The sequence below is a fragment of the Pseudarthrobacter sp. YAF2 genome (genome assembly GCF_052113345.1).
Taxonomy (GTDB): Bacteria; Actinomycetota; Actinomycetes; order Actinomycetales; family Micrococcaceae; genus Arthrobacter.
In genome coordinates, this window is sequence record NZ_JBFRDA010000005.1 from 83,950 (window position 1) to 100,088 (window position 16,139).

At 60.6% G+C, this 16,139-nt stretch carries 14 protein-coding genes; 12 read left to right on the plus strand and 2 right to left on the minus strand.

Features of this window, described 5'->3' with window-relative positions:
- Position 1: 1 nt before the first annotated feature.
- The 5 genes from AB4Y79_RS07025 to AB4Y79_RS07045 are packed head-to-tail and all read left to right on the plus strand — an operon-like array spanning position 2 to position 6,566.
- Entirely contained in the window at positions 2–1,279 is a 1,278-nt protein-coding gene (locus AB4Y79_RS07025; protein WP_441860021.1) for a hypothetical protein, read from the plus strand.
- Positions 1,266–2,774, plus strand: a complete 1,509-nt coding sequence (locus tag AB4Y79_RS07030) for an SCO6880 family protein (protein ID WP_441860023.1) — start codon at positions 1,266–1,268, stop codon at positions 2,772–2,774. Before AB4Y79_RS07025 ends, AB4Y79_RS07030 begins: the two co-directional genes overlap by 14 nt.
- Positions 2,774–4,348 (plus strand): helicase HerA domain-containing protein, encoded by a 1,575-nt coding sequence (locus tag AB4Y79_RS07035; RefSeq protein ID WP_441860025.1) that lies wholly within the window; start codon positions 2,774–2,776, stop codon positions 4,346–4,348. The genes AB4Y79_RS07030 and AB4Y79_RS07035 overlap by 1 nt, the downstream gene beginning before the upstream one ends.
- A complete protein-coding gene (locus tag AB4Y79_RS07040) occupies positions 4,345–6,114 on the plus strand; it encodes a type IV secretory system conjugative DNA transfer family protein (protein WP_441860027.1) in 1,770 nt (589 codons plus the stop codon). Before AB4Y79_RS07035 ends, AB4Y79_RS07040 begins: the two co-directional genes overlap by 4 nt.
- An 11-nt stretch (positions 6,115–6,125) precedes the next feature.
- Positions 6,126–6,566, plus strand: a complete 441-nt coding sequence (locus tag AB4Y79_RS07045) for a DUF4913 domain-containing protein (protein ID WP_441860029.1) — start codon at positions 6,126–6,128, stop codon at positions 6,564–6,566.
- A 90-nt stretch (positions 6,567–6,656) separates the two neighbouring features.
- Here the strand turns inward: AB4Y79_RS07045 and AB4Y79_RS07050 are convergent, their stop codons facing one another.
- On the minus strand, positions 6,657–6,986 hold the full coding sequence (locus AB4Y79_RS07050; RefSeq protein ID WP_441860031.1) for a histone-like nucleoid-structuring protein Lsr2: 330 nt from the start codon (positions 6,984–6,986) through the stop codon (positions 6,657–6,659).
- A gap of 751 nt (positions 6,987–7,737) precedes the next feature.
- Here AB4Y79_RS07050 and AB4Y79_RS07055 point away from each other — a divergent pair.
- Positions 7,738–8,487, plus strand: a complete 750-nt coding sequence (locus AB4Y79_RS07055; protein WP_441860033.1) for a hypothetical protein — start codon at positions 7,738–7,740, stop codon at positions 8,485–8,487.
- A 45-nt stretch (positions 8,488–8,532) separates the two neighbouring features.
- Positions 8,533–9,270: a hypothetical protein gene (locus AB4Y79_RS07060; RefSeq protein ID WP_441860035.1), complete on the plus strand. Its 738-nt coding sequence runs from the start codon at positions 8,533–8,535 to the stop codon at positions 9,268–9,270.
- A 659-nt stretch (positions 9,271–9,929) separates the two neighbouring features.
- Here the strand turns inward: AB4Y79_RS07060 and AB4Y79_RS07065 are convergent.
- The gene (locus AB4Y79_RS07065; RefSeq protein ID WP_441860037.1) at positions 9,930–10,874 is read right to left on the minus strand and encodes a quinone oxidoreductase family protein; all 945 of its coding nucleotides are present in this window, start codon (positions 10,872–10,874) and stop codon (positions 9,930–9,932) included.
- Positions 10,875–11,149: 275 nt separating this feature from the next.
- Between AB4Y79_RS07065 and AB4Y79_RS07070 the strand changes: the two genes are divergently transcribed.
- The 5 genes from AB4Y79_RS07070 (at position 11,150) to AB4Y79_RS07090 (ending at position 16,139) form a co-directional block, all read left to right on the plus strand.
- Positions 11,150–12,127 (plus strand): ABC transporter substrate-binding protein, encoded by a 978-nt coding sequence (locus AB4Y79_RS07070; RefSeq protein WP_181762655.1) that lies wholly within the window; start codon positions 11,150–11,152, stop codon positions 12,125–12,127.
- Positions 12,128–12,141: 14 nt separating this feature from the next.
- Positions 12,142–12,960, plus strand: coding sequence for an ABC transporter ATP-binding protein (locus tag AB4Y79_RS07075; protein ID WP_142061349.1), 819 nt, complete (start codon positions 12,142–12,144; stop codon positions 12,958–12,960).
- Positions 12,957–13,772, plus strand: coding sequence for an ABC transporter permease (locus AB4Y79_RS07080; RefSeq protein WP_142061227.1), 816 nt, complete (start codon positions 12,957–12,959; stop codon positions 13,770–13,772). Before AB4Y79_RS07075 ends, AB4Y79_RS07080 begins: the two co-directional genes overlap by 4 nt.
- Before the next feature lie 225 nt (positions 13,773–13,997).
- Positions 13,998–14,846 carry a catechol 1,2-dioxygenase gene (catA, locus tag AB4Y79_RS07085; protein WP_441860040.1) on the plus strand — a complete coding sequence of 283 codons (849 nt, stop codon included), beginning with the start codon at positions 13,998–14,000 and terminating at the stop codon, positions 14,844–14,846.
- 189 nt (positions 14,847–15,035) lie between these two features.
- Positions 15,036–16,139 (plus strand): mandelate racemase/muconate lactonizing enzyme family protein, encoded by a 1,104-nt coding sequence (locus AB4Y79_RS07090; protein ID WP_142061223.1) that lies wholly within the window; start codon positions 15,036–15,038, stop codon positions 16,137–16,139.

Genomic DNA, 16,139 nt, shown 5'->3' on the forward strand with positions numbered 1-16,139 from the left:
CATGGCTGAATGCAGTTGGGGAGACATAGGTTGTGGTGTTGGCAACGCACTCGAAGACCTGGCCAACGACGCAATCGGGAATTTAGCGAAGTCCATCATGGAGGGAATGAGCCAGATGGTGACGACTCTGTCTACCTTTTGGGCCTCCATGCCGACGGTGAACCTCACCAGCGAGGATGGGGCTAAGGCCAGCCCCGTGGTATCCGCTGTGAACAGCGAGTTGATGCCCTGGACGCTAACCCTGGCAGTCCTCGCTGTGATCATTGGAGGCATTCGGATGATCTGGGAGCAGCGCGGGGCACCGCTGAAGGACCTGCTCCGCTCCCTGCTCACGCTTACCTTGGTATCGGCCATGGGCCTTGGCACCATCTCGATTCTGGTGGTTGCCGCCGACGCCTTCGCCAGTGCCATTATCAAAAGATCCACGGACGGCAAGGGATTTGCCGACGCGTTCCAGAAAATCGCCGCTATTCAGACAGGCGACGCGGTCTTCATCCTCATCGTCCTCGGCTTGATCGGATTGATTGCATCCCTGGTCCAGATCGTTCTTATGGTCGTCCGCAGCGGCATGCTGGTGATCTTGGCCGGCATCCTGCCAACGACGGCCGCATTTACGAATACTGAGATGGGCAGGCAGTGGTTCCAGAAGGCAGTTGGTTGGACCATCGCCTTCATTCTCTATAAGCCGGCTGCCGCCATCGTGTATTCGGTCGCATTCCTGTTGATGAGCAAGACCAGCGGGAAAGATGCCCTGATCGCCTCCATCACGGGGTTCACGTTGATGATCGTTGCCCTGTTCGCCCTTCCAGCCTTGATGCGGTTCGTCACGCCGATGGTGGGAGCCGTTGCCGCTGGCAGTGGGGCGGCGGCAGGCGCCGCTGTGGGTGTCCTCGCCACCGGGGCTGTGTCCATGGGCCGGGTTGGCAGTGGACGGGGCAATGCAGCGCCCACCCCCGCCAGCACCAGCACCAGCACCAGCACCACAACGAGCACGCACACCAGCGACTCTCCCAAGGGTAGTTCCGGATCTTCAGGCCCCCGCGGTGGGGGAGGGCAGCCGACGCCTGGCTCTGCGGGTCCGGGCGGCGCCGCCGGCACCGCAGGCAAGGCGGGAGCGGCAGCGCCGGCCGGAGGTGCTGGGACTGCGACGGGAGCAGCAGCCACGGGCCCGGCCGGCCTGGCTGTAGCCGCCGGCGTACAGGTGGCGTCCAGGACATCAGAGGCAATCAAGACGACCGCGCAGGATTCAACCGGGGAGGGCCCCAGTGGCAGCAATTAACACCGAATACAAGGAACCGTCCTACGGCAACTGGCGCGTCCCGCGCTCAGCCGGACTGGGGAACCTCGGCGCTATCGGCACCGGCATCGTCATGGTCGGCCTCCTGCTGGGCATCCTCAGCTTCGCCATCTGGGGTCTGTTCGTCGGCCTCGGCGTCCTCGCCGTTGCCGGCGCCTGCGCACTGCTGCTAACAGTGAAGGACAAGCACGGCCAGTCCGTAGTAGACCGTTTCGGTACCCGACTGGCTTTCAAAGTTTCCAAGTCCTCCGGCACCAACCTTTACCGCTCCGGCCCACTTGGTGTGACCGAGTGGGGCATGTACCAGCTCCCCGGGCTGGCCGCGAAATCCACCCTGTACGAGTTCACCGACTCCTACAAGCGCCCCTTCGCCATGCTGCACGTCCCGGCCACCAACCACTTCACCGTCATCTTCTCCACCGAACCTGACGGTGCCTCCCTCGTTGACCCCGAACAGGTCGATGCCTGGGTCGCCAACTGGGGCGGCTGGCTCGCCGGGCTCGCTGACGAGGCCGGCCTGGACGCCGCTGCCGTCACCGTCGAGACCGCCCCGGACTCCGGGTACCGGCTGCGGAACGAAGTCCTGATGAACATCGACCCGGACGCCCCGCAGTTCGCCAAGGACATGCTCCACGAGGTCGTAGACACCTACCCGGAAGGATCGGCCACGGTCCGCGCCTGGGTGTCCCTGACCTTCAACGCCTCCCTGCGCGCAGGCTCAAAGAAGCGCACCCCCGAAGACGTTGCCCGCGACCTGGCCTCCCGGATCCCCGGCCTTTCGGCCCGGCTGCAATCCACCGGGGCCGGGATCGCCCGGCCCATGTCCGCGCAGGAACTCTGCGAGGTCGTACGGATCGCCTACGACCCGCCCGCAGCGCTGATCATCGACGAAGCCCACGCGGCCGGCACCCCGGTATCCCTGACCTGGGGCGAGGTCGGACCCACCGCGACCCAGGCAAGCTGGGACGACTACCGCCACGACTCCGCATTCTCGGCCTCCTGGACCATGACCCGGGCTCCCCGCGGGTCCGTAAACTCCTCCGTCCTGTCACGGCTGCTCGCCCCGCACGGGGACATCGACCGCAAACGCATATCCCTGCTCTACCGCCCAATGGACTCCGCCCGCGCCGCAACGGTAGTCGAGGGGGACAGAAACAACGCCAACGTCCGCATCACCTCCGGCAACCGGCCCACGGCCCGTGCCCTGGTCGATGCCCGCGCCGCCTTGCAGGCAGCGGAGGAAGAAGCCCAAGGTGCGGGTCTGGTGAACTTCGGCATGGTCGTCACCGCCACCGTCACCGACAAAGAACGCCTGCCCGACGCGGTCGCAGCCATTGAACAGACCTCCGCTACCGCCCGCGTGCTGCTGCGCCGCGCCTATGGCTCCCAGGACACCGCCTTCGCCGCATCCCTGCCCCTGGGCCTGGTGCTGCCCAAGCACAGCATGGTGCCCACCGAGATCAAGGACGCCCTCTAATGACCCGCATGAGGCTTTTGACAGTAAAGAAGGCAAAGACAGTAAAGACAGTAAAAGCTCAGGCAAAGGAAGCAGGGCCGGGCTCGCGAGGCTGGACCGGAAGGGGCGGCGGCATGGCTCAACTGCTGCCTTCCGTCCGGGAGTACCGGGGAACGACAGTGCAGGTCTGCGGTCTGTGGCCGTTCTCTTCGGGCGCGTCATCTCCCATGATCGGTGTTCCGCTCGGCCGGCATGAGGAAACCCAGGCAACCGTGTGCTGTGACCCGATCAGCTGGTTCCAGCGCGCACGACTGATTTCCAACCCGTCCGCGTTCATCCTCGGCAAACCCGGTCTCGGAAAGTCCACCGTGGTCCGCCGGATGTTCATCGGCCTCTCCGCCCAAGGCGTCCACCCCCTGATCCTCGGCGACCTCAAAGGCGAGCACGTCAAAGCCGTCAAAGCCCTGGGCGGGCAGGTCATCAAGCTCGGCCGCGGCGTCGGATACATGAACATCCTCGACCCCGGGCAGGCAGTCGAAGCAGCACAGCTGCTGGAAGACAGCGGCCACCACGAAGACGCCGCACGGGTCCGCGCCGACGCCCACGGCCGGCGCCTGACCATGGTCGTCTCCCTCATCACCATCAGCCGGAACCACCCGCCCACCGATCAGGAACAAACGATCCTGGACCGGGCCCTGCGCGTCCTGGATGAACGCTTTGACGGCGTCCCGGTCCTGAAAGACCTGCTGGACGTGATCGTTTCCGCCCCGGACGAGCTGCGCCAAGTCGCGCTGGACCGTGGCGATATGAACGTCTACCTGCAGGAGACCCGGGCGCTGGAAGCAACACTGCTGGGCTTGACCGGGGGCGGGAAGCTGGGCGAAATCTTCTCCCGCCAGACAACGAACCCGATGAAGCGCGACCGGGCCGTGGTCTTCGATGTCTCCAGCATCGACGAGACCGAAACCGACCTCCAGGCCGCCGTGCTGCTGGCCTGCTGGTCCTACGGCTTCGGCACCGTAAACGTCGCAAACGCCCTCGCCGACGCAGGCCTGGAGCCACGCAGGAACTACTTCGTGGTCCTTGATGAGCTATGGCGGGCCCTGCGTGCCGGCAAGGGCATGGTCGACCGCGTGGACGCCCTGACCAGGCTCAACCGATCGGTCGGCGTCGGGCAGATCATGATCTCCCACACCATGTCCGACCTGCTGGCACTGCCGGCCGAGGAGGACCGGATGAAAGCCCGCGGCTTCGTCGAACGCTCCGGCATGGTCATCTGCGGTGGCCTCCCCGCCTCAGAGATGCCGCTGCTGACTTCCGCGATACCCCTGTCGCGGCAGGAGCAGCAGAAGCTCATTTCCTGGCAGGACCCGCCCGCGTGGGACTCCCGTGGTGTAGACGTCGAACCGCCAGGGCGTGGGAAGTTCCTCATCAAGGTCGGCGGCCGTCCCGGGATCCCGGTTCAGGTCGGTCTAACCTCCGTGGAGCACGGCCCCGACGGGGTCAACGACACCGAGGGGAAATGGCACGGATCCCCGGAACCGATCCTTGACCCGGCCACACCCATCCTGCCGACTAAAGGAGGCTCCCTGTGAGCGCACCGAACCGCAAAGGCATGGGCCTTGGTGACGCCATCCTCGTCTGGCTCGCCATCGGCTTTATCGTCGTCTTCGGCGGCGGCACGTACGCCGCTGTGCACATCGGCTCCTGGATGGCAGGCATCGACGCACCGCCGGCCCACCCCATTGACCTGATCGCCGGGCTGATCAAGGGCAAGGTGCCCTGGCCCACCCAGTCCACCATCGTCGTCTGCGTCATGGCAGGCCTGCTCCTGGCCCTGGCCGTCGTCGTGCTGGTGGCGTGGCGGCAGGGCGCGTCCAAGCGTGCCCGCGTGGACAAGGCCGCCCGTTACCTGGGCCGGGGCAAGTCCCTGGCCGCGTTTTCCGAGAAGGGAGCGCAGGCCAAGGCTGAGCGGCTGGGGGTAAAGGACACCCCGGGCATCGTCGTCGGCAAGGTGGTCTCCACCGGGCAAAAGTTTGTTCAGTCCTGGGAAGACCTCAGCCTCGACATCTGGGGTCCCCGGACCGGTAAATCGACTTCCCGGGTGATGCCCGCGATTCTGGATGCTCCCGGCGCGGTGGTCTCGACGTCGAACAAGCGTGACGTCGTGGACGGCACCCGTGGCGTCCGGGAAGCCACGGCCCCGGTGTGGGTGTTCGATCCGCAGAAGATCGCGCAGGAAGAACCTGACTGGTGGTGGAACCCGCTGTCCTACGTGACCGACGAAGAAAAGGCCTACAAGCTCACCCAGCACTTCGCGGTCGGTTCCCGGGTTGCTGGGTCAAAGCCGGACGCCTACTTCGACCCCAAAGCCGAGGACATTCTTTCCTCGTACTTCCTCGCTGCAGCACTGGGCGGGCTGCCGATCACGCAGGTCTACCTGTGGGTGACGGAGCAGGTCAGCCAGGAACCCATCGAAATCCTCCGGGAGCATGACTACGAGCTGCAGTACAAGGGACTGGAGTCCACGCTGAAGCTGGCCGACAAACAGCGCGACGGTATCTTCGGCACCGCCGAGAAGATGATCCAGTGCCTCAAAAGCAGGAACACGCTCCGGTGGGTCGCCCCGGCAGGCGGCGTCAGCGTGGGCAGTGATGCCCGCCGGCAGTTCAACCCGCACGCCTTTGCTGCCTCTCAAGAGACGATCTACATCCTTTCCAAGGAAGGGGCTGGTTCAGCTGCCCCGCTCACCACAGCGTTGACCGTGGCGATCGCCGAGGCGATGGAGGAACGGGCCGAGCGCAGCGGCGGCCGCCTGCCCAAGCCGGCGCTGTTCGCCCTAGACGAGCTGGCCAACGTCGTCCGCTGGGCCGGCCTGCCGGACCAGTTCAGCCACTACGGCTCCAAGGGCCTGATCGTTATGGGCATCCTGCAGTCCTGGTCCCAGGGCGTCGAGCTCTGGGGAGAGGCGAACATGCGGAAGATCTGGTCGGCCGCAAACGTCAAGGTCTACGGCGGCGGTGTCGCCGAAGAAGGCTTCCTCCGCGCCCTTTCTGACCTGATCGGGGACTACAGCTATATCAACGTCTCCGTCTCCTCAGGGAAGTCCGGGGCCAGCCGCTCCCGCCAGGAGTCCAAAGAGCGCATCTTCGATGTCTCCAACCTCGCGGAGCTGGATCGTGGCCGCGCCGTCGTCCTCGCCTCCGGCGCCCCCGCCACGCTGGTCCGGACCATGCCCTGGTACACAGGGCCGCACAAGGACGCTGTGGAAGCGTCCATCAAGAAGTACAGCCCGCAGCCGGAGGAAGAGCCAGTACCGGTGGCTGCGGCCCCGGCCGCAAATCCATGGGTGATCGGGTAGGGGAGGAGGGCATGACTATCGATATCGGCCGGTTCGGTGAAGCTCCCACCTCGGACGTAGAGGAGAGTAGCGCTAAGGCCGGCGAGCAGCAGAAGCCCCCGCAGCTGGTCTACGGCTCTGCCGAAGAATTCCTGCACGAGCAGCTGCTCCCCACCTACGTCCGCGATGTAGACGGGCGCGCTGCAAAATGGTGCATCGAATGGTACTTCCACCCGGAAGCTGTCTCCCGGGTGGAAGCGCTCTGGCGGGCTTGGGAACATCTAAGACTCGACGGAGCCACCGGCATCAGTGTGTGGTTCAAAGACCATGCAGACCATCATATGAGTGTGCTTTTGGACCCTCGCGGGCCGTTCTATAAATGCGATATGCAAAAGCACCGCGACCCCGAGCATCTGGAGCCCAAAAAGGCCCCGGCTGGGTGGTTCCCCGATGTTCGGGCTATTCCTGCCTGACAGGGATGGTTGCAGGATGACCTAGGATCCAAATATAAATCAGGGCTGAAACCAGTTATAGGTTCCAGCCCTGATTTTGTTTGTCTGGTTCTAGTGAGCGGCTTCGTACTTCCCTACGACTTCCGCCTGGATACGACCGCGCGTGTTTACCGGGATGCCATTCTCGGCCGCCCACATGCGTACCGCCTTGGCGTCCGGGCCACCACCAGAGGACTTGGTACGGGCTACAGGACGGCCACGTCCGCCGGATACTTTGCGGCCGGCGTTGGTGAAGCGTGCCAGGGCTTCACGGAGTTCGTTAGCGTGGCCCTCATTGAGATCAATTTCGTATCCACTGCCGTCGAGGGCGAAAGATAAAGTTTCGGTCGCCTCCGAGCCATCGATATCATCTTCCAGCAGCACGACTGTCTTTTTTGCCATGAATTAAGGCTAGCAGTTTGTTGAACAAGCGGAGGCGGCGATGGCATTCCCGGTGGCGCGTTGGCCCTGAGATTAGGTAAAGGCATAAAAGAAGAGAGACACACGACCCGCGGCACGCTACGCGGAGTGAGCAGTCCACAGCTGGGGTCAATCCGGCTTATCCACGGCTGGGATCGGGAGCCATTGGGGAAGCTCCCTCAGCAGCAGTAGCGGTGGATAACCCATCAAGATTGGGTCGGGCTGTGAGCAGCGGAACAATTGTCCACATGTGCTCTTGAGAATCACGCAACAGGTGGTTGCAGCCCTCCATCCGGGTAGCAAGCTCCTCAAATCGGTCGAAGAGTTTGTGGGCGAACAACTGTTATCCAGATACGTCCGGCCACGTCGACGACCGCGACGCAAAAATGGTCCATCGAGTCCGCTTCCACCCACGGAGCCGTCTCCCGTATAGAGAAGCGGGAAAGCCTGGGAACGCGTGCTAGTCGACGGAGCCCCGGGCATCAGCGCTTGATCCAATGAGCACCGACCATCACTTTGAGCGTCATCCGCTGTCCTCTCCGGCGAATCTACGACTGCTATATACAGAAACATGTAGACCGTGGACCAAAAGTGCCGTGGGATGGTTTTCTCATGTGGGAGCCATGAGATAAACCCCTAATTATCACGAAACATCTACCCTTTGCCCAGTGCTCCATAGCAGAGCCTAAATCCCGGTAGTAGTATCCCCAGTACCGAGAGCGAAGGTGCCGAAATGTCGGAAAGTAATGCTAAGTCTGCTACTGGCAGAAACAGAAAGCCCCCGCGGCTACGAAGACGCTACGTAGGGCTGATTCTCCTCGTCCTTTTGCTCGGCGCCCTCGTTATACTCGCTGCGGCGTTGGCGGGGAAGGTAGATCTCGGAAAAGCAACTCCGGAGATTTTGCTCCCGTTATTCCTCATCATTGGACTGACAGTACTCATGGTCGTCCTCATGTTGGTTGCCCTAACCACTAATTTCATTGCCGGAAGGAAAAACGGCAAGCCCGAAGCGCTCGGTATGCCCGCTGGTTCGGTGAGCGCAGTGATTGCGTTAATGCTTCTGTTAGTGTTCGCCAGCTTTACGATTTTCTTCTTCACTCAGATCCGTTTCGGGGAGGGAGACGGCTACATTTCCCGCGGTGTGACTGCTCAAGCTCTGCAGGCACTGCCGCAGAATCGTATCCTCCAGCTGAATGTGCAGAACCCCGAAGCTGACCCTGCAGCCCGTACCTATGAAGTGAGGCTAGCTGCCGAACATCCTGCCAGCGTCGACTTTGCCCAGAGCGCCTCTACCCTCATCGGCACTCTCCTATCGGCGATCGCCGGCTTCTACTTCGGAGGAAAGGCAACCAAAATGGGCGTGGACGCGACGAGAACTGCAGCCGCTGATGGTCTGGCCAAGACTAAAGAGACTGCTGGAAATGGCCAACATGATGTGCCGGCAGAAGGCGATCATCACGAAAGAATTGTGGACCCTGGCTAACCCCGAAAGGCTTCCAGGGCGCGAACGGCTATGAGGGCTCAATCAATGCAACGTCAAACAAAATCCTATCGTCTCCTTACGCTGCTACTCGCCATCATCCTTCTTTCCGCCGCGTCTTGTGCTGGTGCCAAAGAGGCGGTCACGAAGCTGGCTGGTGGTTTGGACGATGCAGGAAAGATTGTCACCCATGAAGTGGATGCTTCTGAGCTAAATGGCCTCTCAAACAAACTGGATGATATGGCCAAAGACGTCACAAATGAAGGATCACTGACACCAGAACAGCAAGCCGTCTTGGATAGGAGCCCACAACACGCAGCTGCCCTCCGTGAGATCGCGGGCATGTTCGGCGTGGCCGACGGAATTAGGGACGCGATCACCACGGATGCGGTGAAGCTGCTTCATGGTTCATCACTTTCACAATGGAATGCGCAGTTCGAAGCCAAAATGGGGGAGGCAGCAACGTCGATCTTGAAGGAAACGGCATGCTCAGCATTCGCCAACGAGATGAATGCTTCGTCGACCATCCCCTCGACCAGCATTCCCGCAGCGGGAACGACAGCATCACACTCCCAGGGCGATGTATACGCTGAATTAAAGAACTTCGTTACAGATGCGGGCTACAACATCTCGGCTGTACAGCAAGTACTAAACCTGCAAGGACTTTCCAGCAACATCGTGTCAACAGCTGGCAGATACGTTGGCATGGTCAAGAAATCCATGACCGCATTTTCCTGGTCCAACGGAGGAGCGATCCAGGCCTACCTTCGTGTCTGTGTGAAGTGACCCGACCGACGCAGGCATGGCGCCTTGGTTGGGTCCGCACAGACGACGCGTCAGGCTGGGCTCTAGAACTTCTCGAAGTCCTGTCAAAAAAGCAGGAACCAGACCCTATCCTGACGTCCTAAAGGACTTGAACCGACGTCAAGTTGGGGTGTAGGTCAGCCATACGCCGCTGTAGTGCTGCCGCCCTCACCATCGAATGCTCAGCCGCGAAACGCCGGAGGCATCACATCAAAGCGGGACGGGTAGATTCTGAAACCCCGGCTTAACAGGTGGGCTGGCGGGAGCTACATCGAATCGCTGTTTCCCCACGGAGAGGCCGCACTGCAGGAGTTGCGCTAACTGTCTTCGTCATACCAGCCAGCCCATGCTGACGATGTCAACGTGACCCTACTGCGTGAGAGTTCCTTCTCCCAAGCCGCGAAGTCCAAAGTCTGCTGATCGAACAAGAGGGCAAGGTATTTTGGTAGGTCCAAGATGGCTTACTTCCTTTCAAGTTATGGGCCCTACGCATAGCGGCGTCGGACGTAACCGGCGGTGCGGTCATTGAGAACAGTCGAAAAGGTCCAAAGAATCTGGACGAATGATTCCGCATGGGGCAGGCGACCCGTGGCTCCTCCGAGGGTAAGTACTGGTACCGGGCCTGGCAGGCCGGCCCATGGTTAAAAGCGGATTACAGCCCGTCCACGAATTTCCCTGCTCATGAGCAGGTGGAGTGCGTCTGCTGTCTGTTCGAACGGGAACTCGGTGAAATCGACGCGGATAGTTCCATCGGCGATCTTGGGTAACAGCTGCGCTATGACTTCCTTGGCGCGTGCTTGCTTGCTTATCAGACTCAGGGGCACGATGCTGACGTCAGTGAGTAACCAGTTTGGTAGATCGATAGTGAATTTCGCGCCGGCTGTGTATCCCACGCAAATTGCCCTTCCTCCTGTCCTTACCCATTTGATTCGTTGGCTTAGGTTGGAGCCGCCGATAGTGTCTAAGAGCAGGTCGGCCGGTCGTTCGGCTGCGAGAAGGGCGGACGCTGCCGCATCATCTGCTGTTATCCCACGTACGCCGTCGGGCAGGTGCGCCAGACGTGAGGACCGTGAGACGAGTGCGATCACGTTTGCGCCCGCTTGAAGCGCGAGTTGGACGGCCATTGAGCCCACGGCTCCGGTAGCGCCAGAAATGATGACGGTCTGGCCGTTTTTGAGGCTTCCGAGGTCGTGCAGGGCGATGTAAGCAGTTGCAGTCGGGACAAAGAAGGTCGCCGCGACGCTCGGATTTACACGAATTCTGAGTGGAGTCAGCGCAGCGTCAGGAACAGCGGCCCGTTCGCGCCAGGTGCCGTTACGGTCCACGCCTATCGTTCCGTCCCGGAGAATTACTTGAGTCCCGGGCTCGAACGTGTCCGATTCAAGCACAGTCCCTGATCCCTCCACGCCTGGGACATAGGGCAGTGGCGGCTGCAGGGTGAACTCGCCGGTTGCCACGGTGATGTCAAGGTGGCCTACCGCTGCAGCATCAATTTGGACGAGAGTCTCGCCGGGAAGACGGTGCGGTTCGACAACATCGCTAATGAGGGGGGGAGTGTTCCACTCGTGAATCAGGGCGGCGCGCATGGAAATGCCTCTCACGCTAGGAGTAAGGGTTCTCATAGCCTGCATCGTCCGACTGAAGGATTGGGCGCCTCGGTTCGTTGAGCGGACCCGCCATCTCCGGGTGACTGCCACCAGCCGCCTCTGAGTGGTTATCCCCGTCACAAAAGGCTCCGGCCCAGCTGTTTGGTCCGCTCAGCGAACCTGTGTGTTGAGTTCAACAGGGATCGAGGAGGACCTTGATTCCTATGCCCCGCTCAGGTCAGCGCTGGGCTGGCCCAGACAAAGGAATTGAACCCATGCAGACACGTCATCGTTGGGTGCTAAAGATGCTCTTTGGTGCTCTTGCCATATTTTTGCTTGCCGGGTGCGCCAGTGGTGCGGATGGGGCTAGCTCTGGCACATCCGGCTCGACCAACCAAATTACTATCGGCGTAGGTGCCGATGCCACTTATGGGCAGTTTTTTGTAGCGGACGCCCAGGGGCTCTTCAAGAAGGCCGGCCTGAACGTCAAGATCAGGAAATTCGCCGCTGGCGGCGACGCGATCCAAGCAATTGCCGGCAAAGAGGTCCAGCTCGCGGGCTCCAGTCCGACGACGCTTCTTTCGGTTGCAGCGGAAAACCCGGATCTGCGCGCCCCATTTGTTTACTTGGATTCAGGTTCCTACACGAAGGTAGTCGCACGGCCGGCCATCAAAGCGGCCGCTGACATCAAGACCTTCGGCGTAGTTCCAGGGTTGAGTACTTTTCTCGCCCACGCTTATCTGCAATCTGAAGGCATCGATCCCGCGAATATTAAGTTCGTTTCCAGCGACCCGGCGACCCTTCCCAGCCTCGCCCAGAAAGGCGATGTGGACGCGTTCGTGCTTTGGGAGCCCTGGCCTAGCCGAGGAGTCGCGATGGGGCTGACAGTCCTGAAGGACAGCGGATCCTTTGGTCAGCCGATCATGCAGGTCATGGCAGGCAGCCAGGGGTGGATTGACCAGAATGCAACCGAAGTGGTAACGATCGCGAAGGTCCTGCAACAGGCTTCGGACTTCATTCGGAGCGAACCTGAAAAGGCCTCTGCTGCTATTGCTAAAGCGACCGGGGGCGATAAAAACCAGAGCGAAAAGGATATGGCGATTGTGAACTATGGCGCCCGAGCTTACAAAGAATCAGATTACAGCGCCGTAGCACAGCAGGCCGACTTCTTCGTCAAGGCCGGAACCTTGAAACAAGCACCAGCCTTGAAGACAATCTTCATCCCGTCCTGGTATTCGGAAAATGTGAAGTGATTGAGGTCAGTATGATGCCCGAAACAGAAACCCTTCCGACGAAGGCAGGAGCGGCCCTTGCCGCCGAAGGAGTCCAACTAGGCTTCGGAAACTTCATGGTGGTTGATGGCGTTGATTTTGCCGCGGCGCCCGGCGAGTTTATCTGCCTTCTCGGTCCAAGTGGGTGTGGGAAGTCGACGCTCATTACCGCTGTGGCCGGTTTTGACAAGATCAAGGGTGGTTCCCTCCTCATTGACGGCCAACCGGTTAATGGACCGAGCCCGGAAACGGGCATGGTCTTTCAGGGGACCGAGGCGCTATTCGACTGGCTCACCATCCGGCAGAATGTCGAGTACGGCGCCAAGATGCGGGGCGTGGCTTCTTCGGAACGGCGTCGAATATCAGAGCGGCACCTTGAGTTGGTGGGTTTGACGGGAGCCTCGGATAAATTTCCTTCGCAGCTTTCCGGAGGGATGCGCCAAAGAGCGCAGATCGCCCGGGTCCTCGCCAACGAACCACGAGTGGTCCTAATGGACGAACCTTTCGGCGCGTTGGACGCCCAAACGCGTCACATTATGCAGACCGAATTGGATCGGATATGGCAGCAAAGCGGTTGCACCATAGTTTTCGTCACGCACGATATTGACGAGGCAATTTTACTCGCCGACCGGATCCTGGTTATGTCTGCGGGACCGAAAGCGAAAATCAAGTCCAGCTATGAGGTGGATCTTCCCCGCCCGAGGGACGAGACCTCGGCAGGGGCAATCGAGTTGCACAAGAAGCTCCGTTCAGATATTGGCGAAGAAGTGCGAGCAGCGCTCCGTAACCAGGGGCTCGCTAAGGAGAATTCATGACGCAGGTACAGGTGGCCCAACGGGCTACGCCGCCGATCGCACGACCGAGTGCGCGGTATGGTTTTCAATTTCGCAAGCTTGCAATCCCTTGTATGTCTATCTTGGCCGGGTTGGTCATTTGGCAACTTCTGTCTCTGCAGTTCGGGCCGGCTCTGGTTGCTTCCCCCGTCAAGACGGCAGAAGCAGCTTTGGAGCTCCTGACTGATGGGACGCTCTGGGAGGCAATCACCGCTTCAAGCTATCGGATTATCCTCGGATGGCTGCTCGGCGTTGCCGTTGGCGCACCGTTGGGGCTGCTTATGGGACGTGTGAGAATAATTCGCGAATTCGCCGAGCCTTATATTGAGTTCTTTCGCTTTATCCCTCCGATCGCGTTCGTGACGCTTGCCGTCGTTTGGTTCGGTCTCGGCGACATATCTCAGATTCTCCTGATTTTCTATACTTCCGTATTCGTTGTGGTTATTAATACAATGGCTGGCGCAGTAGCAACGGATGGGACGAAGCTCCGGGCGGCAGCCAGTTTGGGTGCAAGCCGTTTCCAGACGCTTTATTCCATTGTCCTTCCGTCCGCTGTTCCGCATATCGTCACGGGCGCGCGCCTGGCACTGGGAAACAGCTTCCTGACCATCGTTTCCGCTGAAATGGTCGCTGCTGATCAAGGGCTCGGCGTTCTGATATGGACCTCCCGCAACTACGGCCGTATCGATTGGACATTTGTCGGCATCATCACTCTGGGAGTCCTGGGATTCTTCTTCGACCGTGCCCTGCGGTTGCTGGTCAATCCTCTCGCGAAGTATAAGGCAAAGATCTAATCGCTGTACCAACCCGCTTGTGTTTGGCTGCAAATCAAGTCAGTCGGCGCTGCGGGACCGGCATTTCGTGGTGTTCCTATCCAAGTAATCCCGTCCCGCGTGCTGAATAAACCGCGCAGGTATGCCAGCGCGCAAAATGTCAGATCTATCCTCTATCCGCCGCCAGAATTGAGTTGGCGGGCATCGAAAAAGGCACGCCGAGCGTGCAGCGACAAAGGAGTCAACATGACGACCGAAACCCAAGCGACCGCAGCAGCTTCGGGAGCTGGAGCAACCGCGCGCTTCAGAGAAAATAAGAAGTTCGCGGCTGACGCAAGCCAAGAACGCGTTGCTACTCTCGCAGGGCGCGTCATTAAAGCGATTAATGAAACGGTCCTTGAAGAAAGAGTGAGCTACGACGAATACAACGCATTCAAGGCTTGGCTTATCCAGGTGGGGGAAGACGGCGAGTGGCCGCTGTTCTTGGATGTCTGGGTCGAGCATTCGGTGGAGGAAGTAGCCAACGCCAATCGCCACGGCTCGAAGGGCACTATCGAGGGTCCCTACTACATTCCCAACGCGCCGACCCTGCGCACACCGGCAACCCTTCCGATGCGAGAAGATGAGCCGGGCACCGCGCTGTTGTTGCAGGGACAGGTCCGTAATACGGCCGGCGAACCGCTCCTTGGTGCCCTGATCGAGCTGTGGCATGCCGATGACCGCGGCTTCTACTCCCAGTTCGCCCCCGGCCTGCCGGAGTGGAACCTTCGCGGCTCTATCGTTGCGGATGAACAGGGCAACTTTCAGATCAGCACTGTGCAGCCAGCGCCCTACCAGATTCCCACCGACGGCGCCTGCGGAGCACTCATCTCAGCAGCGGGCTGGCATGCCTGGCGCCCAGCCCACCTCCACGTCAAGGTTTCGGCGCCGGGACACCAGCTCATCACCACACAGCTGTACTTCCCGGGTGATCAACATGTTGATGACGACATCGCTTCGGCCGTAAAGCCCGAGCTGATCCTTGTGCCGACGGAACGCGCTGGAGGAAACGGCCGCGAAGTGACCTACGACTTCATCCTCGACCCTGAGGACTGATAGACAGGGAAGACCAAAACGCTCCTGACAAGGTGAAGCCTCCTCGCGAGGCTTCACCTTGTCGTACCCGCCAAACGGAACTTCTTTGGCGCCCGCGAATGTGGTTTCCCCAAGACGCCGATCCCGCGGTGCACCCGTTTCCGCCTGCCAGGGTCCACATCTGTTGCCTGATGAAAGGCTTCCTGAACGATGAAGATCGCATCCATTGAGGCGATACCCTACTCAATCCCGTACCTCCAACCGCTGCACTTCGCATCCGGTTCCGTGCACGAGGCAGACCATGTCCTGATCCGGCTGCGCACGGACGACGGGGCAGTGGGCACCGCGGACACGCCGCCGCGCCCCTACACGTACGGTGAAACGCAAAAATCGATAGTTGCCATCGTGGAAGACGTTTTCGCCCCTCAGCTGGTCGGCGTGGACATTTTCGACCGCGAGAAGATGCAGACAACACTTCACCGGACGGTCCACAACCAGACAGCCAAGGGCGCCGTTGATATCGCGGTCTGGGACGCTATCGGCAAAACGCTTGGACAGCCCGTGACGAAACTCCTGGGCGGCTACTCCGACTCGTTGCGGGTTTCCCACATGCTCGGCTTCAAACCAGCGGAGGAACTGCTGGCATTGGCCTTGGAATTTCGTGGGACATATGGCATCAACACATTCAAGCTTAAAACCGGACGCAACCCGCTCCACCTTGACATCGAAGCCGCCCGAGTCCTTAGGGAAGGGCTCGGCGCGGACGCCGAGCTCTACATGGACGCCAACCGCGGCTGGTCCGCCAACGAGGCGGCCGAGGTATTGCGGCGCACGGCCGATCTGGGCCTGCAGTTCCTCGAGGAACCTGACGACGCCCGCGAAGTGCTGGGCCGCCGCCGCCTGGTGGAGAATGCGCCCATTCCCATCGCTGCTGATGAATCCGCTGCCAACCTCGGTGAAGCAGCGCGGGAAATCCTGACCGGCGGCGCAAACCTCCTGGCAGTGAAGACAGCGCGCTCCGGTTTTACGGAGGCCGCCAAAATCGTCGGGATGGCTGAGGGCATGGGTATCGATGTCTACATTGGGAACCAGATCGACACCCAAGTGGGTACGGTCGCGTCCGTTGCCTTCGGCGCAGCCTTCGCACATACGGCAAAACGCGCAGCAGAACTGTCCAACTACCTGGACATGTCCGACGATCTTCTGGCCGAGCCGTTGGCCATCACAGGCGGACGCATCCGCGTTCCCGAGGAACCGGGCGTAGGCACTGCCATTGACGAGGACAAGCTGGACCATTACCGCACTGACCGCTAA

Bases quoted from the DNA above. Each gene is read 5' to 3' on its own strand.
- AB4Y79_RS07045 (WP_441860029.1), top strand. From the start codon at position 6,126: ATGACTATCGATATCGGCCGGTTCGGTGAAGCTCCCACCTCGGACGTA.
- AB4Y79_RS07075 (WP_142061349.1), top strand. From the start codon at position 12,142: ATGCCCGAAACAGAAACCCTTCCGACGAAGGCAGGAGCGGCCCTTGCC.
- AB4Y79_RS07060 (WP_441860035.1), top strand. From the start codon at position 8,533: ATGCAACGTCAAACAAAATCCTATCGTCTCCTTACGCTGCTACTCGCC.
- AB4Y79_RS07065 (WP_441860037.1), bottom strand. From the start codon at position 10,874: ATGCGCGCCGCCCTGATTCACGAGTGGAACACTCCCCCCCTCATTAGC.
- catA (WP_441860040.1), top strand. From the start codon at position 13,998: ATGACGACCGAAACCCAAGCGACCGCAGCAGCTTCGGGAGCTGGAGCA.
- AB4Y79_RS07035 (WP_441860025.1), top strand. From the start codon at position 2,774: ATGACCCGCATGAGGCTTTTGACAGTAAAGAAGGCAAAGACAGTAAAG.
- AB4Y79_RS07090 (WP_142061223.1), top strand. From the start codon at position 15,036: ATGAAGATCGCATCCATTGAGGCGATACCCTACTCAATCCCGTACCTC.
- AB4Y79_RS07050 (WP_441860031.1), bottom strand. From the start codon at position 6,986: ATGGCAAAAAAGACAGTCGTGCTGCTGGAAGATGATATCGATGGCTCG.
- AB4Y79_RS07025 (WP_441860021.1), top strand. From the start codon at position 2: ATGGCTGAATGCAGTTGGGGAGACATAGGTTGTGGTGTTGGCAACGCA.
- AB4Y79_RS07055 (WP_441860033.1), top strand. From the start codon at position 7,738: ATGTCGGAAAGTAATGCTAAGTCTGCTACTGGCAGAAACAGAAAGCCC.
- AB4Y79_RS07080 (WP_142061227.1), top strand. From the start codon at position 12,957: ATGACGCAGGTACAGGTGGCCCAACGGGCTACGCCGCCGATCGCACGA.
- AB4Y79_RS07070 (WP_181762655.1), top strand. From the start codon at position 11,150: ATGCAGACACGTCATCGTTGGGTGCTAAAGATGCTCTTTGGTGCTCTT.